This window comes from Nonomuraea sp. NPDC049625, assembly GCF_040675285.1.
Classification (GTDB): Bacteria; Actinomycetota; Actinomycetes; order Streptosporangiales; family Streptosporangiaceae; genus Nonomuraea; species Nonomuraea angiospora_A.
In genome coordinates this window covers 1,412,993-1,436,827 of the sequence record NZ_JBFAOQ010000001.1, presented here as the reverse complement: position 1 = coordinate 1,436,827, position 23,835 = coordinate 1,412,993, and the positions used below count along the sequence as shown (strand labels likewise).

The following is a 23,835-nucleotide window of genomic DNA, read 5'->3' as shown; positions in this document are numbered from 1 at the left end:
TGAGGAAGCCGCCGTCCGTGTGGATTCGTGGGCTGGCTCCCGGTGGTCCTGCACGGCGGCGGCCTCCTTCGTTCGGTGAATCAAGTTCAGGCTGTCGGCTTGCTTCTTGCCTTGGCCGGGCAGCCCGCCTTGAGCGGCGGGCCTGCCTGGCCGGTTGCTTGCCTAAGCCTAAGCCTGACCGACCTTGAAGCGGACAAAGGCCTGGACCTCGACGCCGTTCTCCTCGGCGTACTTGCCCACGCTCTTCTTGTTGTCCTTGACGAAGGCCTGCTGGAGGAGGGTGAAGTCCTTGTACCAGCCGTTCACTCGGCCCTCGACGATCTTGGAGATGGCAGCCTCGGGCTTGCCCTCCTCGCGGGTCATCTCCTCGAAGAGCTTGCGCTCCTTCTCGACCACGTCGGCCGGGACGGAGGCAGCCTTGAGGTACTGCGGGGCCATCGCGGCGGCGTGCTGCGCGATGTCCTTGGCGACCTCGGCGTTCGGCTTGTCGAGCTGGATCAGCACGCCGACGGCCGGCGGCAGCGCCGGGTCGGTCTTGTGCATGTAAGCACCGATGTAGCCGCCCTCGAGGACCGCGAACCGGCGGATCTCGATCTTCTCGCCGAGCGCGGCGTTGGCGACGTCGAGGTGCTCCTTGACGCTCTTGCCGTCGAAGGACGACTCGAGCAGCGACGCCACGTCGGCGGGCTTGGTCTCGAGGATGTGCTCGACAACCTGGGCGGCCAGCTCCTGGAAGCGCTCGCCCTTGGCCACGAAGTCGGTCTCGCAGTTGAGCTCGAGCAGCGCGGCAGCGGAGTCGCCGTCCTGCTTGAGCGCGACCAGGCCGTTGGAGGCGGTGCGGGCCTCGCGCTTACCTACGTCCTTGGCGCCCTTGAGGCGCAGGAGCTCGATAGCGCGGTCGAAGTCACCCTCGGACTCCTCGAGCGCCTTCTTGCAGTCCATCATGCCGGCAGCGGTGATTTCGCGAAGCCGCTTGACATCGGCCATGTTCACGGAAGCCATTGCTTTTCCTTGTGGGATTTCGTCGTCGTCGTGGATCAGGTGGGCAACGGCACGCCTGCTCACCCTTGGTTCGTACGGCGGGCGCTTGCCGTACGGAAGCCTTTGTCTTGCGTCAGCCTCTGTCTTGCGTTTCGGGGCCCGGCTCGCCTGGCATACTGCCCAGCCTCGCCCTGGCTTACCATCCTGGACCATCACCAGCCAGCACCGACGCCACCCGGCCGGCCCGCCGCGCCCGGTTCGGGCAAGCCCGCCCTCTCCGGCCCGGCCGGCCACCCTGGCCCGCTGAACTACCCGGTCCAACCCGGCCCGGTCATCCGTCCCGGTCACCCGGAACGGCCCGGCTCACCACCGGCCCGGCCTGCGACCCAACCCTGGATCGCAACCCAGACCTCGGCTCACAACCCCAGCCCGGGACTCAGACCTGAGGCCCCGGCCCGGGACCCGGGCCTCAGGCCCCGGCCCGAACCTCGACTCAGGGCCTCGGCCCCGGGCCTTGAAGCGCGACCTCACGGACCCGGCCCTGAACCGCGGCCCTTGAACCGCGACCTCACGGGCCCAGCCCTGGACCACGGCCCTTGAACCGCGACCTCACAGACCCGGCCCTGGACCACGGCCCAGGCCTTTGACCTACGGCCCAGATCCCGGCTCACAGCCTCAGCCTCGGCATCGGCATCGGCCCTGAACCTTGAGCCTCGATCTCAGCCCGGCTCTTGGTCCTTGCCTGACTGGGAAGCGTCCTCGCCTGGCGATCACTCACCCGGCGAGGCCGCGGCCCCTCGCTCAACCGTTCACTTGTCTTCGTGGCCCGTTCCTTGCCCGGTCATGGCAGGACCAGGGACATCCCTCGTCCTGCCGTTCCGTTCGCCGGAGCAAGGCGCGCGCCCTGCCTGGTGGACTCTTCACCCACCCGACCGGGACGGGCCCGTACCTGGGAAACCCCGGGTACCTGAGCGCTGACGTCAGGCCTGCGGCTCGGCGTCAGCCTCAGGAGCAGCCTCCTCCGCGGGGGCCGCCTCAGCCGCAGGAGCGGCCTCAGGAGCAGCCTCGGCCGCGGGGGCGGGCGCCTCAGCCTCGGCCGGCGCCTCAGCCGGCGCCTCGGCAGCGGCCTCGCCGGTGCCCTGCTCGATGAGCTCGCGCTCCCACTCGGCCAGCGGCTCGGCGGCGGCAGGCTTCTCGTCACCGCGGGCGGCGCCGGAGCGAGCCATCAGACCGGCCGCGACACCGTCGGCGACGACCCTGGTCAGCAGACCGACGGCGCGAATGGCGTCGTCGTTGCCCGGGATCGGGTAGTCGACCTCGTCGGGGTCGCAGTTGGTGTCGAGGATCGCGACCACAGGGATGCCAAGCTTCTTGGCCTCGCTGATCGCGATGTGCTCCTTCTTGGTGTCGACGACCCACACGGCGCTGGGCACGCGGCCCATGTCACGGATACCGCCGAGCGTGCGCTCGAGCTTGTCCTTCTCGCGACGGCGCATGAGGAGCTCCTTCTTGGTGAGCCCCGAGCCCGCGACGTTGTCGAAGTCGAGCTCCTCGAGCTCCTTCAGCCGCTGAAGCCTCTTGTGCACGGTGGAGAAGTTGGTGAGCATGCCGCCCAGCCAGCGCTGGTTGACGTACGGCATCCCGACTCGGGCAGCCTGCTCGGAGATGGCCTCCTGAGCCTGCTTCTTGGTGCCGATGAACAGGATGGTGCCGCCGTGGGCGACGGTCTCCTTGACGAAGTCGTACGCGCGGTCGATGTAAGAGAGCGACTTCTGCAGGTCAATGATGTAGATGCCGTTGCGCTCGGTGAAGATGAATCGCTTCATCTTCGGGTTCCAGCGCCGGGTCTGGTGACCGAAGTGAACGCCGCTCTCAAGCAGCTGTCGCATGGTGACGACGGGGGCCATGTGCTGGTCCTCCAGGTCTTGGCGCCCTGCGGAAGGGCGCGGTTCTCGGTTGTGCCGCAGCAGCGCGTCGTCTGCCGCCCTGATGCCCCGAAACCCCGCCAGCCGGGCCCATGGCCCGGACCGATGGCGCGGTCCGCAGTGGGGCATGCGAAGTCGGCCTGTGGTCACAGGCCACCGAAAAGTCTACCTCCCGTACCAGCCCAGCCTGACCGTCAACGGTCAATCAGACATCCAGCTCTCCACCCCCACACCCACCCCCATCGTGATCACTCAGTCATCAAGGCACCAAACACCATCAACATCTGACATGCACCGCGCCAACACCGGCCGCTTCCTGCAACTCGACCAACGCCCGGCAGCTCACCCCCACGAACCGCCCGACCAAACCCGCGGACCAGAGCACGATTCCGCACGTCAACACCGTCTCAACCAGGCCCTCCGCCCACTCTTGGCCCTCCACCCGCCCTTGCCGAGAACCAGAACACGGTCCCGCACGCCAACCACCACCTCAGCCGCAGACCAGAGCACAATCCCGCACGTCAACCTCTGCCTCAACAGGCCCTCCGCCCACCCTTGCCGGTTCCACATCAGCCGGCCGCATCGTGATCCTCGGTAGGCAGCCCCGGCGTCGGCCTCTTCGCGACCGGGAAAAGGTTCAGCTGCGCTTCGGCGATCCTGGCCCCGCTCGGCGCGGCCTTCTCATCGCGATTGGCAATGAGGTACGGCTCGAGCAGCTTCTCGATCGACTCGTTGAGCTGAGCCAGCTCCTCCGGGTCGACCCTGATCCGCATCCGGTTGAACCGGGTGACATCCCGCCACTCATCAGGCTCAGCCTCAACGGCCGCCATAGCGCGATCCGCCTCTTCATGCGCTTCCCGGCGGAACGCCAGCATCAGAGCCACCTTGGCATCCCGTACGTCCGGCTGATCGCCCGGCTTGACTCCGACGCTGATCGGCTTGTTCACGCTCTTCCACAGCCGTTCCCTGCCGTCGCCACGCGGCGGCGCGTCTTCCACGAACCCGTACTTGGCCAGCATGCGCAGGTGATAGCTCGCGGCGCTGGGCGTGATCCCCGCGATCTCCGCCACTTCAGTGGCAGTGGCACTGCCCTCGAGACCCAGCCGATTGAGGATCATCAGGCGCGCCGGGTGGGCCAGCGCCCGCATCGCCCTGGGATCACTGAGCCCCTCACTCATGCCGCCAAGATTACCCGTCCCAAGGTGTGAAGCATTGCCTTCATAACTATGAAGGGATATCTTCACAGTTATGAAGCGTTCCCTTCACAACTCCACCATGCCCTGCACCAGCCAGAACGCTCGTCAATCACCCCAAACCACGCCCACCCACAGCCAACCAATACGTCCAATGCCCCGTCCCCCACCCTCACAACACCAACGCCGAAGCCACTCCCACCACCCGCGATCAACCCACCGGCCCGACGCTCCCCCGGGCCCACGGCCTGGGCACCCACAACCGACGACGAGACCGCACCCCCCGCAAGCCATAACCAGCCAAAAGACCCAACGACCAGGCCAATCCCGCTCAACCCAGCACCACCAAACGCCAACCCCGCACACCAGCCCAAGTGCCCATAACCACCAACCCACCTGGCCCTTACCGCCGCGCACCCCAGTAACAGCCACGAGGCCGGCGCCTAAGCCCGACCCCAATCAGCTCAGTCCATCCCTCCAGCCAGCCACGTCCGAGGCTGCAGCCGCCATGACCGAGACCGCCACGTCATTGACCGAGGATCGAATGCCTGACCGCAACCTCACTAACGAAAACCGCGCCCCTCACGACAACCACGCCGCCAGTGCCCACCACATCCCCCGGCGCCACACCCCCGACCCCAAGCACGCTGCTCGTGACGGCACCTCCGATGACCCCACCGCCGATTCGAGCCACCATCACGCAACTCCCGACAGCACCCCCAACTCAAACCACGCCAGCCACGCAGCTCCCGACGACACCTCCAACGACCCCAGCACGAGCTCGAACCACCCCAACCCCGTAGCTCGTGACGGCACCTCCAGCTCGAACCGCCGCAACCACGCGGCTCCCAACGACACCTCCGACTCGAATCACCCCAACCACGATGACCGCAGCTCAGACGCGCCCATCCCACTCAGAAAACAGCGCGACTACCGCTTCCTCTGGGCCGCCCGAACGATCTCCGTCACCGGCTCGGAGGTATCCAAGCTGGCCATCCCCCTGACCGCGGTGACCCTGCTGGCCGCCTCCCCCTCCCAGATGGGCCTGCTGACGGCCGCCGCCTCGGTGCCCGCCCTCGTGTTCGGCCTCCAGTCAGGCGCCATTGCGGACCGGCTCACCCGGCACCGGCCTCTCATGATCGCCTGCGAACTCGTCTCATGCGCAGCCGCCGCCACAGTCCCCCTGGCCTGGCTCCTCGACCTCCTCAGCGTCGCATGGCTGATCACCGTGGCCCTGGTGATCGGCGCAGCCGGCGTACTCTTCAGGGCCGCGAACTTCCCCTACGTGGCAGCAGTCGCCGCCCCTCCCCAGCGAACCGAGGCGATGGCCGGATTGAACGCCTCCTACTCGGTGGCGTCGGTCGGCGGCCCCAGCCTGGCCGGTCTCCTGGTTCAGCTCTTCACGGCCCCGCTGGCCGTGTTGGCGGAGGCATTGTCGTTCCTGACCTCAGCCCTCTTGCTCCGCGCCATCCGCACCCCGGAGAAGAACGAGCCGGCAACCTCCCGAGGCATGTGGAACGACGTCATGGAGGGCCTGCGGACCAGCGTCACCCATCCCGTACTCCGCGCTCTCCTGGGCGCAGGCGTCACGATCAACTTCTTCGCCATGGCGTACACGGCCATCTACATGCTCTACATGGTGAACGCGCTCAACATCCCCAAGCCCCTGCTAGGCGCCCTCATCGCCCTGAGCGGCATCGGCGGCATGCTGGGCGCCTGGATCACGGCCCGCCTGTCCAAGCGCTACGGCGAGAACCGCATCCTGCTCGTCTCGGTGCTCTTCTTCCCCATCGAAATCCTCGCGGTAGGCCTGCTGACCGGCCCCCTTTGGTGGAAACTCTCGCTGCTCGCCCTAACCGGAACGATCACAGGCGGCATCGTCGTAGCCTTCGCCACCTGCATGGGCGCCATCACCCTGCGCGAAACCTCCCCAGAGCTCCGCGGCCGGGTGAACGCCACCATGACTTTCGCAGTACAAGGCGTCCTGGCCCTCGGCGGCATAACCGGCGGCATCCTCGCCGAATTCATCGGCCTACGCCCGGTCATCCTCATTTGCGCAGCAGGCATAGCCCTGAGCGCCCTCTGGATCTGGACATCTCCCCTACGCCCTCACCGCCAACCACGCCCCACCCGCCTGGCGAAACCCAGCAGCGAGCCGCCTGCATCCCAAACCATGAACTCCTTGATCGCTTGCAAACGCCACGCCCCTCGCTGACCCGCCACCCCTCAGACGTAGCCCAACCCGAGTCCCGAAACCAACAGATGGCGGGCGAAAGTGCGGTCGAGCAGAGGCGTTTGATCACTTCAAACCCCCGAAGAAGACCCGCAGATCCTTCGCCAGCATCTCCGGTGCCTCCATGGCCGGAAAGTGTCCACCCCGCTCATACTCCGTCCAGTGGGCCTCGGCGGGCGGGTTGACGAGCTTGCGGACAGTGGGATCGGCGCTGAACACCGCGAAACCCTGCGGCACGGCCGGCGGCGCACCCCACTCGGAAGAGTGGGCCTGTTCGTACAGGAATCGAGCGGCGGAGATGCCAGAGCCGGTGAACCAGTAGAGGCTGGCGATCGTGAGAAGCTGATCCCGGTCGTAGGGCAGGTCGGTCGACCGCTCGAAGCTCTCTGCGATCCAACCGAGCTGCCCGGCGGGCGAGTCGTTGAGCAGGTAACCGATGTTCTGGGGGCGGGTGTTCTGGATCGCCAGATAACCGGAGCCGTCGGCGCGGAACTCGGCCATCCGCTCCAGGGCCGCCTGGTCGACCGGGTCCGCCGGGTCGAGCCTGTCAGCCATGCCGGGAAGGAACGTGGCCGTGGCCGCCGCCGTGTACGGATCGGTCACCGCATGAACGCCCACGACATGCTCGCCGTCAAGGCCTGCCACCGCACCGGAGACCCCGGCGCCGATGTCGCCGCCGTGGACACCGTATCGGTCGTAGCCGAGCCGCCGCATCAGCTCTATCCAGGCCCGAGCGGTACGAGCCATCGCCCAGCCCGTCTCGCCCACCGGCGTGGAGAAGGCGAAGCCGGGCAGTGACGGGACCACCACGTGAAAGTCCTGCCGCAGGTGCTCGATCAGCATGGTGAACTCGGCGAACGCGCTGGGGTAGCCGTGAGTGAGCACCAGCGGCAGAGCGTCGGGGTTGCCGGATCGGACGTGCAGGAAGTGGATCCGCTGCCCATCGATCTCGGTGATGAACTGCGGGTACTCGTTGAGCCGCGCCTCGGCAGCGCGCCAGTCGTAACTCTCGGCCCAATACGCAACCAGCTCCTTCAGAAACTCCAGCGGCACCCCGCGACTCCACCCGATACTGGGTAGTTCGTCCGGCCAGCGAGTCCGGGCCAGCCGGACTTTCAGGTCATCGACGTCGGGCTGAGGGACAGCGATGGTGAACGGCCGAATCTCCATCTGACGCTCCTTGTCGGCTTGAGTGTTCACCACGCTAGGAGCCAATGCGGCACACTTCCTTCCGCAATCCGCCGACGATTCAGCACCTGCGATCCACCCAGCAATCGCCGGCTCGGCAAAGCCCCGCCGGTTCCCCACTCACGCGCCCCGACCAGACCGTCCGGCGCGTGTCCCCTCCCCACTGACCTGCACAAGGCCAGAACCGGCAGCCTCATCATCGCAGCGCTTCATCCCGCCCCGAGCCGCCATCGAGCCAGTTATCCACAACCCATAAACACCTCGCCCGCTTCATCCCCAGAACCCCGTTCGCCTCCCAACCACCCCGGCGCGCTCAACCAAACTCGCGCCATGACCTCTCTCCCTCCCACCCCGGCAACCCACCCACCAGCATCAACAACCACCCTCACAGCCCAAAGAAGGCCCACCCACTCCCCAGAGCCCGACACCCCCCACCCCATCAGCGCCGCCACCCTGGGCAGCCTCCACCAAACACTCCACCCCAGCAGAACGCCTTACCCACCCAAGGCAACACAGAGCACCCCACCACCGCCCACCCACCAGTTCCCCAAACCGACCCAAGCTGCCGCATCATCTCCACCCCACCGCCCCCTCAATCCACCCCGAGAAGACGAACCACCCCCCACTCACCAAGCCCCCATTCCCAGCCAAGAACCCACACCTCCCCGTACTGGCCAGTCCCCCACCCCCAGGCAAAAAGCCATGCCGCCCCACCCTCGCCAAACCCTCGCTGGCCAAGCCCTCACACCCAGGCAAAAGGCCACACCACCCCGCCCTCGCCAAGCCCCCGCACCCAGCCAAGAACCCGCACCACTCCGTACTGGCCAGGCCCCCACCGCCGGGCAAAGAGCCATGTCGCCCCACCCTCGCCATGCCCTCACGGCAGCCCAAGGCGCCCTGACAACGCTGCTCTTCGCTGCCGCCGCGATCCTTCTTCTCCCCGCTCCCCCGGCGAGAGCATCTCCACCCACATGGCGCTGGCCACTGGACGGACACCCCCACGTGCTGCGCCGCTTCACCCCACCGCCCGAGCCCTGGCTTGCCGGACACCGCGGCATCGACCTGGCCGCTGCCCCATCCACCCCAGTCCTGGCAGCCGGCCCCGGCACAATCCGCTTCGCCGGCCCCGTAGCCGGAATAGGGGTGGTCACCGTCGAGCACGAGGGCGGCCTCCGTACGACGTACCTCCTTGTCAAGGCGTCCGTACGGCGAGGCCAACCCGTCGCCCCGGGATCCAGGCTCGGCGTCGTAGAAGCCTCACCAGGCCACTGCCGGGAATCTTGCCTGCACTGGGGCCTCCGACGCGGCACCCATTACCTCGATCCCCTCCTGCTTCTGGGCCAGGCGACCATCCGCCTCCTCCCCTTCTGGCACGAAGACGAGAACCCGCTCCCGCCCGTGCATGAGCACTCTCTACGGGATGTCGACGAGCACGAGCATTTCCTCCAACCGCCAGCCGAGGAGACCACCAGACCGCTCACCACACAGCCACAAAGATCCCCAGCCATCCTCGGCCCTGCACCACCAGCAACGCCAAGAGCCCTGGCCGCCACCCCACTCACCCTCACCTTGATCAAGTACGGGACCCACAGCCTGCCCCGGCACACCCCATCGCCAAGCCGTCACGACAGCACGCCAAGCCAGCGCCACCCCCTGGCAGCCGCCGGCTCCTTCACCCCCACCACCTCACGCCGGAGACACCACCCCGCTCTCGCCACCCCGACGCTCGACTTCCTGACCCGCTCGGCCTCGACCACCACCACGACATCGGCAATTGGCCTCGGCACCCTGCTAGGGATAGGTCTCCTGATCACAGCCCTGCGCAGCCACAGACGTACTCGAACAGACCACCGTCCCCGAAGAAGGGGCCAGCACCGCGCCACCACAGGAGAAGAGCAAGGGCCCGCGAACACCGGCGTCCGGCACCGTGGTGAGAAACACCCAGCGCCCAGCCGCCCCACAACCACCCACGCGAAGTCCGGCCGCCACCGCAAATCCGCAACCGACAGAAATTAGAAGATCATCCGACGACGCATCCAACCAACCATCGACGTACTCGCACGCTCGATCATCGCTATCCCTCGTCAGGCCCTCGGATGCGCCTGTCGGTAAGCCGCCCGCAGCCGCTCGATCGAGACATGCGTATAGATCTGCGTGGTGTTCAGAGACGCATGGCCAAGCAACTCCTGAACACTCCGTAGATCCGCACCACCCTCAAGCAAGTGGGTCGCCGCACTGTGCCGCAACCCATGCGGCCCCATGTCCGGAGCCCCCTCCACCTGAGCCAGCCGCGCATGCACGACCCGCCGAATAGTCCCCGCATCGATGCGGCCACCCCGTACCCCAAGGAAGAGCGCAGCCCCTGACCGCGCCCGAACCCACAACGGCCGCCCATGAATGCACCACTTGTCCACCGCCCGAAGAGCAGGCAGCCCAAAGGGCACAGACCGTTCCTTGCGCCCTTTTCCCAGGACCCGGATGACATGCCGATCCCGATCCACGTCATCGACGTCGAGCCCGCACAACTCACTCACCCGCACACCGGTGGCGTACAGCAACTCAAGAAGGGCTTGATCTCGAAGTTCCTTCGGCTCCCCAGCCGAGGGCACCTCCAGGACAGCCTGCGCCTGCTCCGGAGCGAGAACAGCAGGCAACGGCCGAGCCGCCTTCGCGCTGCCCAGCAACAACCCCGGATCGGCCGCAAGCCAGCCGCGGCGGTAGCAGTAGGCGGTAAAGGTACGAACGCAAGCGGTCCGCCGCGCCAGCGTGGCCCGAGCCTTGCCGGCCCGATACTGCTCAGCCAGCCACTCACGAAGCACCCCGATATCAAGTCCTTCCAGCCGCCCATCCACATGATCAAGCAAGGAGTTCACGTCACTCAGATAGGCCCGCACCGTGTGCTGCGAAAGATCCCGCTCAATCCGCAGATGCCGCCCGAACTCCCCCACCACTTCTTCACGACCGACACCCCCACTCATCCCAGAACCCCCACTCCGATCCCTCCCACTGCCAAGCCATGACAGGCAGGAAAAACTTCACCCGCCACTCAAGCTCAACCCCATCCCAGGAACAACTCATAACCACCGGAGTCAGAACAACACCTCACCTCTCAACCAGGAGCCAACCCTGCCCGTGGTCAACCAGCACCTGGTTTGCCCTGTCTCAGGTCAATTCGCGTCAGGTTCGCCAGCCCCGGTGGTGCCCAGAACCCGATTCCGCGCCAGGCCAGGCCCTCGACCGGGGCCCGCAGCTGTCCATCCCGTTCCGCCACGAGCACGAACCCCGCGACCAGCGTCACGGGCAGCGCCCCGAGCTAGCGGCACCTCGGAGACCCGTTCGAAGTCGGCCAGGTTGCGGGTTCTCGTCGGTGCCGTGGTGAACGGCTCCGGGGCCCTCCACCCTGGCATGGACCACCTCCACTCAACCCGGGGCGCACCAGCGACTCCACCGAAGTCGGGGCACACCAAGGCCTCCATCGAAGTCGGGGCGGTTCACGCTGCCTTCCCGCGTTGAGCCGACCCAGCACTATGGAGTGGAGTCACACCGCCTGGCCGCGCATCTTCGCCCTGGACCCTTTCGGCCATGACAGTAGTAGGCGCAGTGCCGCCTCAACTTGATCGTGGTTTGCACCATAGGACCAAGCGAACTCGAACGACCGCTCACGAGCGTGGAGGTGGAAGTTCAAGAGCGAGGAGCTGGGAAATGGTGACGGCCATCGCTTGCTCCTTCGAGGGCCTAAGTCGAGACCGAAGGAGAGCAAAGCGATGGCCGCAGACATCAGTCTGCCCCGCGAGCGCTGGTTCGCGAAGGGGATCTGTAACCGGTGACCCCGACTTTGTCGCAGCCTATGATCAATGCTCTGACCAGCACAGACAAAGCCCTTCACATCCCTGATTTCACTGACATCTTCGTCGTTCCGCTGACATTCACCAGTTGAAGCGGCCGACATTTAAGCGTGGAGAAAACCTCCCTCAGCCCCACTGCGTCCACCGACTCCTGGACGCCGGGCGCACTCTCCGGCGGATCAGCGGACGCGCGGTCTGAGGATGTGGTTGAGGCCGCGAGGGAACGCAGCGATAGGTGCCGGCAAAGACTGAGAGCACTTCAGAAACGACGGACTCTGGAGCATCTATGCGCTCCTCGAAAACAAGAACGCCGGGCGCGGCGGGACTCGAATGCGTGGCGGCGGCCCGGGCGCGGGGTTACGTCCCGCGGAGGCTGACTTGCAGGAGTATGTTCACCTGCCTCCATGTCTCAGCGGCGGTGACTTATGGCATCGCCCGAACGGACACCCTCGCCTCGTACCAAACGGTCTTAGCCGGTCAGACAATTGTCCCCACCCACCGCCCAGCCCACTGCATGGACGAACTCGGCGGTCTTGTCCGGACCGGAGTTGTCCGTCAGACGGCGACACACCGTCCAGCCCCCGCCGGCCGCCGTCCAGCCCGCCGTCCAGCCCACCGTCCAGCCCACCGCAAACCAGCCCGCCGTCCAGCCGACGTCCAGCCCACCGCAAACCAGCCCGCCGTCCAGCCGCCGTCCAGCCGACGTCCAGCCGACCGCCGACCGCCGACCGCCGACCGCCGACCGCCGACCAGAGCATCGCGGGCCGCTACCCACGTGACAAGCCGTTGCCCAGTTCTCAAGGCTCCGTCGCGTCGGACGCCATCCCCGTACATCACAGCCGACTGTCGGCGCATGGTTGGCAGCCTGACAGGCCATTCCCGGCCCAAACTGGCGGGCCATTCCGAGCCCAAACTGGCGGGCCATTCCGAGCCCGAGCTGGCGGGCCATTCCCTGCCCGAGGGCCCTGTACCGATCGGGCAGCAGTTTCTCGGGCCGTAGCGGCCGTCGCATTGGCTCGGTCCGGGCGCTTTCAGAGGTGGATTGATTGTGCCTCAGCGCCAACCGTGCTGCTCGGGCTCGAGGGGGAAGTCGTCGTCTGGGAACGGGGGGTCGTCGGATGCGTCGGGCTCGGGGATGGCTGGGGGTTCTGGGGCTGCGGAATCGGGGGCTTTGGGGTAAGAGGCGAACTGTTTGCGGAGGCGCCAGCCGTTTGTGGTTCGTTCTATGTAGCCCGCGGCTGCTAGGCCGCCCAAGGCGCTCAGGGTGGCGTCCAGGCTTAGCCCTGCGGCGACCGCTATGGACGCAGGACCTGCGCCGCCTCGGCTGGGGATCGCGTCGAGGACTTTTCGGGTGGGTTCGTTAAGTTTGTCTCTGGGGACTGCAGGAGCTCGGGACTGAGAGGCCAGGTCGTCGCCTATTACGCCGACCAGGTCGATCATTTCCTCCGGAGAGGTTACGCATACGGCTTTGCGATCGCGGAGAAGCTTGTGGCAGCCGGCCGACATGCTCGAGGTGACCGGGCCAGGGACGGCCGCCAGGTGTCTGTTGAGCGATACGGCGTGGGCGGCTGTGTTGAGGGCTCCGCTGCGTAGGGCTGCCTCGACCACTACCGTCCCCCTCGACAGGGCGGCTATCAGGCGGTTTCTGATGAGGAAGCGGGCTCGGGTGGGGTGGACGCCGGGCGGGCATTCGCTGATCACGACGCCCCGATCTCTAACGGCGGCGAACAGGACTTCGTGGCTCGCCGGGTAACAGATGTCCACACCGCAGGCCAGGACTACGACCGTTGGTGCGTTGGCGGCCAGGGCTCCTCGGTGAGCCGCACCGTCCACACCGTGGGCACCGCCCGACACAACGGTCCAGCCCGACTCGCCGAGACCGACGCCGAACTCGGCTGCGATGTGGGTGCCGTACGACGTGGCGGCTCGCGCTCCGACGACCGCCACCGACTTGAGACAGGAGAAGCGCAGGTCGGCCGTGCCATGAAGCCACAGACCGAGGGGGCGGCCAGGGCCTAGTTGGTCGAGTTGGGTGGGCCATTCCGGGCTTCCCGGGGTGACCAATCGGGCTCCGGACCTTTCTCCGTTTTCGAGGTCTGCTGCTGGGTTGGCCGCTGCCAGGCGGGCGTGCCAGGCATTGAGACGGGCGGTGAGGTCAGGGGGACGATCTTGGTGGGCTTCCTGAGCCCGCTTGACTTCCTGGGCTACGAACTCTGGTGGCAGAGTGCGGGCGCGGATCGCCTCCACTACCGATGAGGCCCCGTACAGCATCACTAGACGGCCCATGATGGGGTCGCCGACGTCCGCCGCCCTCATGAGCGCGGCTCTGGCCTCAGTTTCGCTTCTGGCCGAGGTTGAGGCCGAGGTCGATGTAGTGGCCGATGCAGCAACCCTGGCCGAGGGGGCAACCGTAGCCGAGGGGGTGATGGCGGGCGAGGTGGCGACCGCAGCCGAGGTACTGGTCGTGGGCGAGGTGGTGATCGCGGGCGAGGTGGTGATCGCGGGCGAGGTGGTGATCGCGGGCGAGGTGGTGATCGCGGGCGAGGTGGTGATCGCGGCGGTGTTAGCGGTGGTGGCCGGGATGACGATCGTGGACGGTGCGGTGGCGACGTTGGCTGGAGCGGGGGATGTGGTGGCTGGCGCGGGAGCGGTGGATGGGGTGGAGATCGTAGCTGGGGCGGCGGTAGTGGATGGGGTGGCGGTAGTGGATGAGGTGGCGGTAGTGGTTGTGGGCGAGGACAACGGCGGCGGCGACGGCGCGGCAGGTCGGGGCGAAGTTGTGGATGTGGTTTGGGCGGTGGTCCCCGTCTGAGGCATGATCACGGGCTGATGCTTGGTTTCGCTTTCGGGCTTAGTTGCGGGCTCATGCTGCGTATCGCTGACCGTTGGGGTGGTGCTAGTGGGCTCAGGCGTTTCCCGCAGCTGATCGACGGGAGTAATGCCGGCGTCGACGGCGACGCCCTCGCCCATGCCGGTAGCGGTTTCTGTGGCAGTGCCAGCGCTAGTGCGGCTTGTGTAGGCGACTGTGGCGGTGCCATTGCCTGCGCTGATGGCGGGGGTGACACCCGTTTCGGCGGAGGTGGGGAGGCTCGTGCAGGCGACAGCGGCGGTACCCAGTTCGCCGAGCGTATCGGGGCTTGTGCAGGTGGTCGTGGCCGTGGCGGTACCCGTGTTGGCGGCTGGAGCGGTCTCGGCGGCTGCTGGAAGGGTGTTGGTCAAGGCTGTTTCGGTAGGCGCATGGGTCATGCCGTGGTCCGGATGGGGGCTTTGTGGAGCGTCTGACCGCGGTAGGCCAGGGGTAGCGGCTGGTGGGGGTACGAGGGGTGTGTCAGCTTCCGGGATTGAGCTGGGCATGAGGGCTCCTGGAGGGATGGGGTGGGCGGCGAGAGCTGAACGGGATGAAGACCTGGTCGTAGTGCGGGAGCAGGTCATGGTGCCGGAGCGCGTCGTAGTGCCAAAGCACGTCGCGGTGCTGGAGCACGTCGCGGTGCCAAGCACGTCGCGGTGCCAAGCACGTCGCGGTGCTGGAGCACGTCGCGGTGCTGGAGCACGTCGCGGTGCCAAGCACGTCGTGTGCTGATGGGGCGCGTGTGGGGTGGGTGTTAGGACTTCACCCCTAGCCAGAAGCTGAGGGCGGCGTTGGTTTCGTCCTCCTCCGGGGTGTCCTTGTCGGCCAGGTCGGCGAGGGTCCATGCCACGCGTACGACGCGGTCCAAGCCGCGGGCGGTGAGGGTGCCGGAGTCGAGGCAGGACGTCATGGGTTTCATGGCCTCGTTGGACGGGCGGTAGTCGGAGTGGAGCAGGGAGGAGGGGATTTCGGCATTCGTGCGCCAGGGCGTGCCGGTCAGGCGTTTGGCGGCGCGTTCGCGGGCCAGGAGGACGCGTTCGGCCACTGTCTTGCTCGTTTCTACGAACTGGCGGTCGGCCAGGAGTTCGCGTCTGGACGAGCGGACCACGGTGACCTTCATGTCTATGCGGTCCAGGAGCGGGCCGGAGAGCCTGCCCAGGTAGCGGCGCTTGATCGTGGGGGTGCACTTGCAGGTATCCCCTTGGTCCTCGGCCTGGGCGCACGGGCAGGGGTTGGCGGCCATGACGAGCATGAACCTGGCCGGGAACGTGACCGAGCCCGCAGACCTCGACACCGTCACGCGGCCGGACTCCAGAGGCTGCCGGAGGGCGTCGAGCACGTGGCGGGGGAACTCGGGAGCCTCGTCCAGGAAGAGGACGCCTCTGTGGGCGAGGGAGACCGCTCCTGGACGTACGATCGCGCTGCCTCCGCCGATGATCGCGGCGGACGTCGCCGTGTGGTGAGGGCTGACGAACGGGGGTCTGCTCATCATGGGAGCGTTCGGCGGCAGGGCGCCCGCGACGGAGTGGATGGCCGTGACCTCCAGGGCGTGGTCGAGCTCCAGGTCCGGCAGGAGGGTGGGGAGGCGTTCGGCCAGCATGGTCTTGCCGGTGCCCGGCGGGCCGAGCATCCAGAGGTTGTGGCCGCCTGCCGCGCACACCTCCAGAGCCCGTCGGGCGACCGGCTGGCCCACGACGTCCGCAAGATCCACCGTCGTGCCGTCGGTGGACTTGGGCAACTCGGCGCACTCCTCGACCCGGGGCTCGGGCTCGTCGTCTCCCCTGCGCAGCCACTCCACGAGCTGGCGGAGGTGCGAAATCGGGATCACTTTGACGTTGGGCACCAGGGCGGCCTCGGCTGAGTTCGCGGCGGGGACGACGACTGTGACGTCACCGTGTTTGGCCGCACCGAGGATGGAGGGCAGCACACCGCGTACAGGTCTGATGCGGCCGTCGAGGCCGAGCTCACCCAGGAAGAACGGCTCTGCGATGCGCTCGGCTGGGATCACGCCAGCGGCGCCCAGAATGGCCACGGCTATGGCGAGATCGAACTGGGAACCGCGCTTGGGGAGGCTGGCCGGGAAGAGGCTGACGATGATGCGGGCGTCGGGCCAGGGATACGCGCTGTTGACCATCGCGGACCTGACCCGATCTCGGGCCTCGCTGAGCGCCGTGTCGGGGAGGCCGATGAGGTGGATGCCGGCCAGGCCGTTGCCCACGTCCGCCTCGACCTCGACGGTGCGGCCGGCGACTCCGATCACGGCCACGCTGCGCGTGCGGGCCACGGCCATCTAGATCGCCCCCCGTACGTGACTCAGGGCGAAGTCACCGGCGAAACGCTCGAGGGCGACCACGTCCACCCGTACGGTGCGGAACGTGCGCGGCTGCGCGGCCAGCCACTTGGCCGCGAGCATCCTCAGCCTGGCCAGCTTGACCGGGCTCACGGATTCCAGGGCTGTGCCGTGAGATCTGCCCGATCGGGTTTTGACCTCGACGACGACCAGGGTGGCGCCTTCTTCGGCGATGATGTCGATCTCGCCGTGGCGACAGCGCCAGTTGCGGGCGATTATCTGCATCCCCTCGGCCTCCAGGTAGGTCACCGCTACCTGTTCGCCTTGTTTGCCGAGGTCTTGGTCGTGTTTCGCGGCCATATGCCACCTCCGTCGTCGGTCTGGTGCTGGTCCGGGCACCGACTTTCGTGGATGAGGGGTGGTGGGGGTGGGGCCGAACGGGGTTCTGGGGATGGTGGGGGTGGGTCAAGGGCTCGGTTGTGGATAGCGGGGTTGCGGACGGGCGGGGTTGCGATTCGCGGTATTGGATGGCGCGGTTCTGGGTCGGGGGATGGGTGGGGGCTGAGGCTCGGCTGTGCTGGTCCGCGGGTGGCTCGGTCGCACGGGCCTCACGCGGTGGGGGGCCACGGGTCCGTGGACGAGGCTCCGGTCAGGCAGGGGCCGACGGTCTGAGGGCCAGCGGTCCTGGCCAGCGGTCCTGGCCAGCGGTCTGGGGCCGTGGGTCCGGTTCGTCGGGTGAGGGTTTGCAGTGCCGATGGCTGTGGTGTCTGGCGTTTCGGCCAGTTGGTCGCATGTGGGCATAGGTGGTGTGGCTGTGGGCACGGTGCCATGGCTCGACGCGGTGCCGGGGGGGTGTGGTACCGGGGGGCGGTGGTACCGGGAGGCAGCGTGGTGCCGTGGATGACGCGGGCCGTGGATGACGCGGGCCGTGGATGACGCGGGCCGTGGATGACGCGGGCCGTGGATGACGCGGGCCGTGGGGGCTGTGGGCAGGCCTGCGGGTATGCGTGGGTTGCTGCGGCTGTGCGTTATCGCGGCTTGTGGCGGTGGATTGTGTCGCTCATCGAGCGGCGAGGAGCCTCAGCCCTGGCTCGCAACGGCCGATGCAAGATGGCAGCTTGGGGACCTGACTGATGACGCTCGTGGGAGTGGTTCGCGGCGTCAGTCGACCTGACCGGCGCACCAGGGTTGGCGGCTGGCTCACAGGGGTGGATGCGGGTGGCGGTTGAGGGCTGTACGCCGCGTTGAGCCATCCGGGCGCCACAGCGCCGACATGAGGCCTTCTGGGACGCGATAGGGCGCGGTGGGCTCATGAGTGTGGGTACGCGGCGCTGGCCGCCTCGCATGGCGCACGGGACGGCTTGCCGGGGCAGTGCACGGTGACGGCTTGCCGGGGCAGTGCACAGTAGCGGCTGACCGGTTCCAGTCCTCAGTAGCGGCTGACCGTTGCAGTCCACGGTGGTGGTTCGCCGTTGCAGTCCCATGGTGACGGCTCGCGGTTACAGTCCACGGCGGCGGTTCCCCGGTGGGAAGCACGCGTGTGGCCCGCGAGGGGTCTCTGTGGCGCCTGGTGGTGAGGTTGTGGGGCGCGTGCTGGCTGTGCCCGTCCAGGGCCGTCCCGCCGACGGCTGGTCAAGCTGCGAGAGGGTACGGCCCCCGTCTCGTTACCCCGAGAACCCCTCCTTGGGCATCTCGAGGTCCGCCTTGGCCAGTTCTTCCACGTTCACATCTTTAAACGTGACCACCCGAACGTTCTTCACGAACCGCGCCGGCCGGTACATGTCCCACACCCAGGCGTCCTGCATCTTCACGTCGAAGAAGACGTCGCCGTTCTCCGCGGTACGGACATCGAGGTCGACCGAGTTGGTCAGATAGAACCGACGCTCGGTCTCGACCACGTATGTGAACAAACCGACGACATCCCGGTATTCGCGGTAAAGCTGCAGCTCCATCTCGGTTTCGTACTTTTCGAGATCTTCTGCGCTCATCGCGGTCCTCCTGTCGTACCGGTCCCCCGGTTCGCCTGGTCAGGCAACCCCGGCCCCCATTTCATTTTCACCCATCCCCCTCGCCACCGTGACGAAGGAGTATCGGTGATCAGGACACGGCCCGTGCGTTTCCAGCGCCAGCCGGTGTCCTGGTGTGACATACCCCTTGTGCACGGCGAAACCGTACTGCGGGTAGCGCCCGTCGAGCGCGACCATGAGGCGGTCTCGAGTCACCTTGGCCACGATCGACGCCGCCGCCACGCATGCGGCCACCTGGTCCCCCTTCCACACGGCCAGTGACGGCGCCGGGAGGCCCGGCACCGGGAAGCCGTCCGTCAGGATGTACTCCGGGTCACAAGGCAACTGTGCGACAGCCCGCCGCATTCCTGAAACGTTGCATTTGTGAAGACCTTTAGCGTCGATCTCCCCCGGCGGGATGATCACCAATCCGATGTGGGAGACGCGGACGATCTGGTCGTACAGACGTTCGCGCACCGCCGGGGACAGCAGCTTCGAGTCGCCGAGGCCGTCGATCTGCCTGCGCAGGATCACGGCCGCGACGACGAGGGGCCCCGCGCAGGCGCCGCGGCCGGCCTCGTCGACGCCCGCGATGGGGGTGAGGCCGCGGCGGGCGAGCGCCCGCTCATAGGCGTAGAGTCCGGAATCGCGCCGGACGACGCTTGGCCGAGGGCGGAACGCAACTGTCATGACAGAGGCAGCGTACGCCCCAAACGCCGCGAACCGCGACCGAAAGCGACCGCTATTTGACCTTGTCGAAAGTGTCAGGACGGGAGAAGAGATACCCCCGGGACAGCGGCCAGTAGCGCACCACGGCCTTGCCGATCACGTCGTTCTCCGAGATGAACCCGCCTCCGGCCTCGTCCATGTGGGCCCGCGAGTCGGCCGAGGCGCTGCGGTGGTCGCCCATCAGCCAGAGCTTTCCGGCCGGCACGGTGACGCTGAACTTATCGCCGGAAGCGTAATCGCCGGGGTAGAGGTAGGAAGTCTCCTCCAGCGGCGTGCCGTTGACCGTGATGCGCTTCTTGGAGTCGCAGCACACCACCTTGTCGCCGCCGACGCCGATGACCCGCTTGATGGTGTCCTCGCCGGTGCTCCAGCCCTTGAAGACCACGATGTCGCCGCGCTCGGGCTTGCCCGCCAGCTTGTTGACGAAGACCCGGTCGTTGACCAGCAGCGTGTTCTCCATCGAGATGGACGGGATGTAGAACGAGCCGACCACGAACGCCTGCAGCAGCAGCGCGATGCCCACGCCCAGGACCAGCAGCAGCACCGTCTCGCGGAAACCGCCCTTCTTCTTCTCTTTCCCCACGCCCTCCGCCTTCTTGGTGACGGCCATCAGCGCCTCTTCCCCTTCCAGCGGCGACGAACCAGGACCAAGGGTACGGCGAGCCCGAACCCGGCGACCAGCGGTACGGAGCCACCGAGCGCCTGAAGCGCCGGTTGCGAGAACGTGTCCGGAATGTCGATCGAGGTCGCCCGGTTGAACGGCCAGACGATCACGAAGGCCCGCCCGATGACCTGGCTCACGGGAATGGAGCCACCACCCGCGTCACCGGTGTGGGATCGGGAGTCGAGCGAGACCGACCGGTGGTCGCCCATCACCCACAGCCGCCCCTCAGGCACCGTGATGTTGAAGAACTTGTCGGACGGCACGTTGCCCGGATAGAGATAGCTCTCCTCGTCGATGGGCGTGCCGTTGACCGTGATGCGATTCTTGGAGTCGCAGCACTTCACGTGGTCGCCACCGACGCCGATGACCCGCTTGATGTAGTCCTTCTCGCCGGGCACGATGCCGAACGCCGTGCCGACCCAGCGGAAGAAGGCCGCGACCGGGTTGGACGGCTCCTCCATCTGGAACTCACCGTCCCAGGAGTCGACTCCCGAGAAGACCACCACGTCTCCGCGCTCGATGTCACGCGTGTGGTAGACGAGCTTGTTGACCAGAACCCTGTCGTTTTTCAACAGGGTGTTCTCCATCGACTCCGACGGAATGTAGAAGGCCTGGACCACAAACGTCTTGATGATCAGGGCCAGCACCAAGGCCACGACGACAAGAACGGGCAGCTCTTTCCAGAACGACCCCTTCTTCTCCTTTTTCTCGCCTTTTGCTGGCTTCTGAGTCTCTTCGGCGACCACGTCCACCTCGTCCTCGACAGGGCGGCGCGCCGCGCCGTGCTCCTGGCTCTCGCTAGTCATCGCTGACGAGCCTAGATGATGCTTCGGCTCGACAAGCCTCGACCGACGTTACACCCATGCACGAGTCGCTCCACATAAAGGAAACGGCCCTGTAAAGCCGAATGGCCCGCGCGAGTGCGCGGGCCACGAAAAGACCGGGCTACTTGGCGGCCGTCGTCTCGCGCTTCTCGCGGATACGGGCGGCCTTGCCGCGCAGGTCGCGCATGTAGTAGAGCTTGGCCCGGCGCACGTCGCCGCGGGTCACGAGCACGATCTTCTCGATGACCGGGCTGTGCACGGGGAAGGTGCGCTCGACGCCGACGCCGTAGCTGACCTTGCGGACCGTGAAGGTCTCACGGGCGCCGCTGCCCTGCCTGCGCAGCACGAAGCCCTTGAAGACCTGGATACGGGAGCGGTTTCCTTCGACGACTCGCACGTGAACCTCGAGCGTGTCACCGGGGCGGAAGCTCGGCACGTCGCTGCGCAGCGTCGCCTTCTCGAGCTCCTGGATCTTCGTGTGCATGAGAGCTGTCCTCAAGTCCTCGCGAGCACGCGGAGGTCCACCCGGCCGTGGCTCGCGGCGGACACGCCTGCTGATGTGATGAACCCGGGATCGTTTCCCGGGCATGACAGACCAACCAAATGACGGTTGGCAGCGATTCAGTTTGCCATATCTTCGCGCTCGACGCGAAACGACAGCTCCTCGAGGAGCTTCCTGTCGTGCTTGTCGAGCGTGTCGGGGTCGAGCGCCGCCGCCAGCTCCGGCCTGTTCCGTACGGTACGGCGCAGCGCCTGGTCACGCCGCCATCTGGCGACTTTTCCGTGATGCCCGGACAGCAGCACCTCAGGCACTTCATGCCCCCGCCAGACGGGCGGCTTGGTGTAGACGGGGCCCTCGACCAGATTCTGCATGGACCCGGGCGCGAACGAGTCGTCCACGGCCGACTGGGCGTTGCCCAGCACACCGGGCAGCAGCCGCCCGATGGCTTCGACCATGACCAGCACCGCGACCTCGCCCCCGGCCAGCACATAGTCACCGATGCCGACCTCGTCGACCCGCAGCCGGGAGCCGTACTCCTCCATGACCCGCGAGTCGATGCCCTCGTACCGCCCGCACGCGAACAGCAGCCACGGCTCCCCCGCCAGCTCCTGCGCCAGCTCCTGGGTGAACGGCCGCCCGCTCGGCGTCGGAACGATCAGCCGCGGCGCGCCGTCCCCGGCCACGTCGTCGATGGCCTCGCCCCACACCTCGGGCTTCATGACCATGCCCGGCCCCCCGCCGTAGGGGGTGTCGTCCACGGTCTTGTGCACGTCGTGGGTCCAGTCACGGAGCTGGTGTACGCGTACGTCGAGCGTGCCGCGCTCGCGGGCCTTGCCGATCAGCGAGACGTCGAGCGGCGCGAAGTATTCGGGGAAGATCGAGATGATGTCGAGCCGCATCACAGCAGGCCCTCTGGCGGGTCGACGACCAGCCGACCGCCCTCCAGGTCGATCTCGGGCACCAGTTCCTTGACGAACGGGATGAGCGCCTCGTCCGCCCCGACCCTGCGTACCACCAGGAGGTCCTGACCGTGGTGGAGAACGTCGGTGATCTCGCCCACGGGCTCCCCCGCGGCGGTCTCCACCGTCAGGCCGATGAGCTGATGATCGTGGAACTCGTCGGGGTCGTCGGACGGCACCACCTCGGCCGAGTCGATGACCAGCATGGTGCCCCGCAGCTCCTCCGCCACGTCGCGGTCGGTGACCCCCTCGAGGGTCAGCAGCAGGAAGCCCTTGTGCCAGCGGCGGGCCGCGACGACGAGCGGCCCCCTGTCGGCGGGGTCCGTGGCGATGGACGTGCCCACGGCGAAACGCAGCTCGGGATCGTCGGTGCGTACCTCCACGGACACTTCACCGCGCACCCCGTGCGGACGGCCGATCCGGCCGACGACCAGCTGCAACATGAACTCCTAACGCAAGCGCCCCCATCGGCCGCAAAGCCGATGAGGGCGCGGAAACCTGACGCTAACGGACTGTTTCGTGCAGGTCGAGCAGGTCGACCCGTACGTACTTCCCGTCGGCCAGGGCGTTCACAACGGTGCGCAGCGCCTTGGCGGTGCGCCCGCCGCGTCCGATGACCTTGCCCAGGTCCTCGGGGTGCACCCGGACCTCCAGGACGCGCCCGCTGCGAATGCGGCGTGCGCGGACCCGGACATCGTCTGGATGTTCGACGATGCCCTTGACGAGGTGCTCGAGAGCCTCCTCGAGCACGTCAGGCCTCGCCCTCGGCCTGGGTCTCGGCGGGGGCCTCAGCCTCTTCCTTCTTCTTGGCCTTCTTCGGCGTGGTGGCGGCCGTGCCGGTGTCGCCACCGGACAGCGCCTCCTTGGCCGCGGCCTCGTAGAGGGCGTGACGGTCAGGCGCGGGCTCGGCGACCTTCATCGGCGCAGGGGCGGGCTCGCCCTTGAACTTCTGCCAGTCGCCGGTGAGCTTGAGCAGCTTGAGGACGGGCTCGGTCGGCTGCGCGCCGACCCCCAGCCAGTAGGCCGCACGCTCGGCGTTGACCTCGATGCGCGAAGGGTCGTCCTTCGGGTGGTACAGGCCGATCTCCTCGATCGCCCGGCCGTCACGCTTGGTGCGGCTGTCGGCGACGACGATGCGGTATTGAGCGTTGCGGATCATGCCGAGCCGCTTGAGCTTGATCTTGACTGCCACGGGTGTGGTCTCTCCTGCATTCGAGCGTGGGTGAACGGCATCTCGCCGAGTGGGGCACGACGGGACGACGCTCCAGGGACAGGCGCGTCCGGCGGGAGATGAGAGGGCACCCGCATGGCCACGATGTTCCAACATGCCATTGTGCCAGATCCACGGCACTGCCATCGACGTTCCGTCACGGCGCGTCGCCTCCATCCGCGCCCGATCGGCGCCCGAAGGCTCGGCACTGCTTGCGACCTGGCCGCATGTACGGCGAGTGACCCGCTCATGGTATCCCGCCGGCGCATGATCTCCGGCCGCGCGACCGGTTCCGGGTGGGCGTGCGGCAAGTCGAGGCGAGCAGCCGTACGAAAGAGCGGACGCAGGCGCTCAGGGAGACGGGGCTGCCGGGAGTCCACCAGCGGGAAGGCGGGGCCCGGGGCACGCCACCGCCGGGAGCCCGAGGCGCGCCACCCC

Annotated in this window: 20 protein-coding genes and 1 pseudogene; 3 read left to right on the top strand and 18 right to left on the bottom strand. The window is 67.3% G+C overall.

Annotated elements, in window-relative coordinates:
* Positions 1–168: 168 nt before the first annotated feature.
* From tsf to AB0J87_RS06935, 3 genes are all read right to left on the bottom strand, one after another.
* The gene (gene tsf, locus AB0J87_RS06945) at positions 169–1,002 is read right to left on the bottom strand and encodes a translation elongation factor Ts (RefSeq protein ID WP_350739053.1); all 834 of its coding nucleotides are present in this window, start codon (positions 1,000–1,002) and stop codon (positions 169–171) included.
* A gap of 959 nt (positions 1,003–1,961) precedes the next feature.
* On the bottom strand, positions 1,962–2,888 hold the full coding sequence (gene rpsB, locus AB0J87_RS06940) for a 30S ribosomal protein S2 (protein ID WP_363962951.1): 927 nt from the start codon (positions 2,886–2,888) through the stop codon (positions 1,962–1,964).
* A gap of 587 nt (positions 2,889–3,475) precedes the next feature.
* On the bottom strand, positions 3,476–4,084 hold the full coding sequence (locus tag AB0J87_RS06935) for a helix-turn-helix domain-containing protein (protein ID WP_363962949.1): 609 nt from the start codon (positions 4,082–4,084) through the stop codon (positions 3,476–3,478).
* A gap of 523 nt (positions 4,085–4,607) precedes the next feature.
* Here AB0J87_RS06935 and AB0J87_RS06930 point away from each other — a divergent pair.
* Positions 4,608–6,314 (top strand): MFS transporter, encoded by a 1,707-nt coding sequence (locus tag AB0J87_RS06930; RefSeq protein WP_363962947.1) that lies wholly within the window; start codon positions 4,608–4,610, stop codon positions 6,312–6,314.
* 84 nt (positions 6,315–6,398) lie between these two features.
* Here the strand turns inward: AB0J87_RS06930 and AB0J87_RS06925 are convergent, their stop codons facing one another.
* Complete coding sequence (locus AB0J87_RS06925; protein ID WP_363962945.1) at positions 6,399–7,502, bottom strand: epoxide hydrolase family protein; 1,104 nt, start codon at positions 7,500–7,502, stop codon at positions 6,399–6,401.
* 348 nt (positions 7,503–7,850) lie between these two features.
* Between AB0J87_RS06925 and AB0J87_RS06920 the strand changes: the two are divergent.
* Positions 7,851–8,834: pseudogene (locus AB0J87_RS06920) on the top strand (peptidoglycan DD-metalloendopeptidase family protein); the annotation flags it as partial.
* A gap of 308 nt (positions 8,835–9,142) precedes the next feature.
* Here AB0J87_RS06920 and AB0J87_RS06915 read toward each other — a convergent pair.
* The 3 genes from AB0J87_RS06915 to dprA form a co-directional block, all read right to left on the bottom strand.
* Positions 9,143–9,307 carry a hypothetical protein gene (locus AB0J87_RS06915; RefSeq protein WP_363963121.1) on the bottom strand — a complete coding sequence of 55 codons (165 nt, stop codon included), beginning with the start codon at positions 9,305–9,307 and terminating at the stop codon, positions 9,143–9,145.
* Positions 9,308–9,604: 297 nt separating this feature from the next.
* Entirely contained in the window at positions 9,605–10,498 is an 894-nt protein-coding gene (locus AB0J87_RS06910; RefSeq protein ID WP_355209907.1) for a tyrosine recombinase XerC, read from the bottom strand.
* Positions 10,499–12,418: 1,920 nt separating this feature from the next.
* Complete coding sequence (dprA, locus tag AB0J87_RS06905; RefSeq protein ID WP_363962943.1) at positions 12,419–13,681, bottom strand: DNA-processing protein DprA; 1,263 nt, start codon at positions 13,679–13,681, stop codon at positions 12,419–12,421.
* Here dprA and AB0J87_RS06900 point away from each other — a divergent pair.
* Entirely contained in the window at positions 13,680–14,177 is a 498-nt protein-coding gene (locus tag AB0J87_RS06900; RefSeq protein ID WP_363962941.1) for a hypothetical protein, read from the top strand. The genes dprA and AB0J87_RS06900 overlap by 2 nt on opposite strands.
* A gap of 790 nt (positions 14,178–14,967) precedes the next feature.
* Here the strand turns inward: AB0J87_RS06900 and AB0J87_RS06895 are convergent.
* From AB0J87_RS06895 to rpsP, 11 genes are all read right to left on the bottom strand, one after another.
* Positions 14,968–16,503: a YifB family Mg chelatase-like AAA ATPase gene (locus tag AB0J87_RS06895; protein WP_363962939.1), complete on the bottom strand. Its 1,536-nt coding sequence runs from the start codon at positions 16,501–16,503 to the stop codon at positions 14,968–14,970.
* The gene (locus tag AB0J87_RS06890; RefSeq protein ID WP_363962937.1) at positions 16,504–16,863 is read right to left on the bottom strand and encodes a YraN family protein; all 360 of its coding nucleotides are present in this window, start codon (positions 16,861–16,863) and stop codon (positions 16,504–16,506) included.
* 1,304 nt (positions 16,864–18,167) lie between these two features.
* Positions 18,168–18,491, bottom strand: coding sequence for a DUF2469 domain-containing protein (locus AB0J87_RS06885; protein ID WP_026215037.1), 324 nt, complete (start codon positions 18,489–18,491; stop codon positions 18,168–18,170).
* A gap of 39 nt (positions 18,492–18,530) precedes the next feature.
* Positions 18,531–19,199 (bottom strand): ribonuclease HII, encoded by a 669-nt coding sequence (locus tag AB0J87_RS06880; protein WP_350730342.1) that lies wholly within the window; start codon positions 19,197–19,199, stop codon positions 18,531–18,533.
* Between the two features lie 52 nt (positions 19,200–19,251).
* Positions 19,252–19,848: a signal peptidase I gene (gene lepB / locus AB0J87_RS06875; protein ID WP_363962935.1), complete on the bottom strand. Its 597-nt coding sequence runs from the start codon at positions 19,846–19,848 to the stop codon at positions 19,252–19,254.
* Complete coding sequence (gene lepB / locus AB0J87_RS06870) at positions 19,848–20,654, bottom strand: signal peptidase I (RefSeq protein WP_363962933.1); 807 nt, start codon at positions 20,652–20,654, stop codon at positions 19,848–19,850. Before lepB (AB0J87_RS06870) ends, lepB (AB0J87_RS06875) begins: the two co-directional genes overlap by 1 nt.
* Positions 20,655–20,847: 193 nt before the next feature.
* The gene (gene rplS / locus AB0J87_RS06865; protein WP_185071559.1) at positions 20,848–21,210 is read right to left on the bottom strand and encodes a 50S ribosomal protein L19; all 363 of its coding nucleotides are present in this window, start codon (positions 21,208–21,210) and stop codon (positions 20,848–20,850) included.
* Positions 21,211–21,347: 137 nt separating this feature from the next.
* Positions 21,348–22,127, bottom strand: coding sequence for a tRNA (guanosine(37)-N1)-methyltransferase TrmD (gene trmD, locus AB0J87_RS06860; RefSeq protein WP_350730336.1), 780 nt, complete (start codon positions 22,125–22,127; stop codon positions 21,348–21,350).
* Positions 22,127–22,627 (bottom strand): ribosome maturation factor RimM, encoded by a 501-nt coding sequence (rimM, locus tag AB0J87_RS06855; protein WP_363963114.1) that lies wholly within the window; start codon positions 22,625–22,627, stop codon positions 22,127–22,129. The genes trmD and rimM overlap by 1 nt, the downstream gene beginning before the upstream one ends.
* A 64-nt stretch (positions 22,628–22,691) precedes the next feature.
* Positions 22,692–22,937 carry an RNA-binding protein gene (locus AB0J87_RS06850; RefSeq protein ID WP_113699978.1) on the bottom strand — a complete coding sequence of 82 codons (246 nt, stop codon included), beginning with the start codon at positions 22,935–22,937 and terminating at the stop codon, positions 22,692–22,694.
* A 1-nt stretch (position 22,938) separates the two neighbouring features.
* Entirely contained in the window at positions 22,939–23,379 is a 441-nt protein-coding gene (rpsP, locus tag AB0J87_RS06845; protein ID WP_350730334.1) for a 30S ribosomal protein S16, read from the bottom strand.
* Between the last annotated feature and the right edge of the window lie 456 nt (positions 23,380–23,835).

Bases quoted from the DNA above. Each gene is read 5' to 3' on its own strand.
- tsf (WP_350739053.1), bottom strand. From the start codon at position 1,002: ATGGCTTCCGTGAACATGGCCGATGTCAAGCGGCTTCGCGAAATCACC.
- rpsB (WP_363962951.1), bottom strand. From the start codon at position 2,888: ATGGCCCCCGTCGTCACCATGCGACAGCTGCTTGAGAGCGGCGTTCAC.
- AB0J87_RS06935 (WP_363962949.1), bottom strand. From the start codon at position 4,084: ATGAGTGAGGGGCTCAGTGATCCCAGGGCGATGCGGGCGCTGGCCCAC.
- AB0J87_RS06930 (WP_363962947.1), top strand. From the start codon at position 4,608: ATGACCGAGACCGCCACGTCATTGACCGAGGATCGAATGCCTGACCGC.
- AB0J87_RS06925 (WP_363962945.1), bottom strand. From the start codon at position 7,502: ATGGAGATTCGGCCGTTCACCATCGCTGTCCCTCAGCCCGACGTCGAT.
- AB0J87_RS06910 (WP_355209907.1), bottom strand. From the start codon at position 10,498: ATGAGTGGGGGTGTCGGTCGTGAAGAAGTGGTGGGGGAGTTCGGGCGG.
- AB0J87_RS06900 (WP_363962941.1), top strand. From the start codon at position 13,680: ATGAGCGCGGCTCTGGCCTCAGTTTCGCTTCTGGCCGAGGTTGAGGCC.
- dprA (WP_363962943.1), bottom strand. From the start codon at position 13,681: ATGAGGGCGGCGGACGTCGGCGACCCCATCATGGGCCGTCTAGTGATG.
- AB0J87_RS06895 (WP_363962939.1), bottom strand. From the start codon at position 16,503: ATGGCCGTGGCCCGCACGCGCAGCGTGGCCGTGATCGGAGTCGCCGGC.
- AB0J87_RS06890 (WP_363962937.1), bottom strand. From the start codon at position 16,863: ATGGCCGCGAAACACGACCAAGACCTCGGCAAACAAGGCGAACAGGTA.
- AB0J87_RS06885 (WP_026215037.1), bottom strand. From the start codon at position 18,491: ATGAGCGCAGAAGATCTCGAAAAGTACGAAACCGAGATGGAGCTGCAG.
- AB0J87_RS06880 (WP_350730342.1), bottom strand. From the start codon at position 19,199: ATGACAGTTGCGTTCCGCCCTCGGCCAAGCGTCGTCCGGCGCGATTCC.
- lepB (WP_363962935.1), bottom strand. From the start codon at position 19,848: ATGGCCGTCACCAAGAAGGCGGAGGGCGTGGGGAAAGAGAAGAAGAAG.
- rplS (WP_185071559.1), bottom strand. From the start codon at position 21,210: ATGCACACGAAGATCCAGGAGCTCGAGAAGGCGACGCTGCGCAGCGAC.
- trmD (WP_350730336.1), bottom strand. From the start codon at position 22,127: ATGCGGCTCGACATCATCTCGATCTTCCCCGAATACTTCGCGCCGCTC.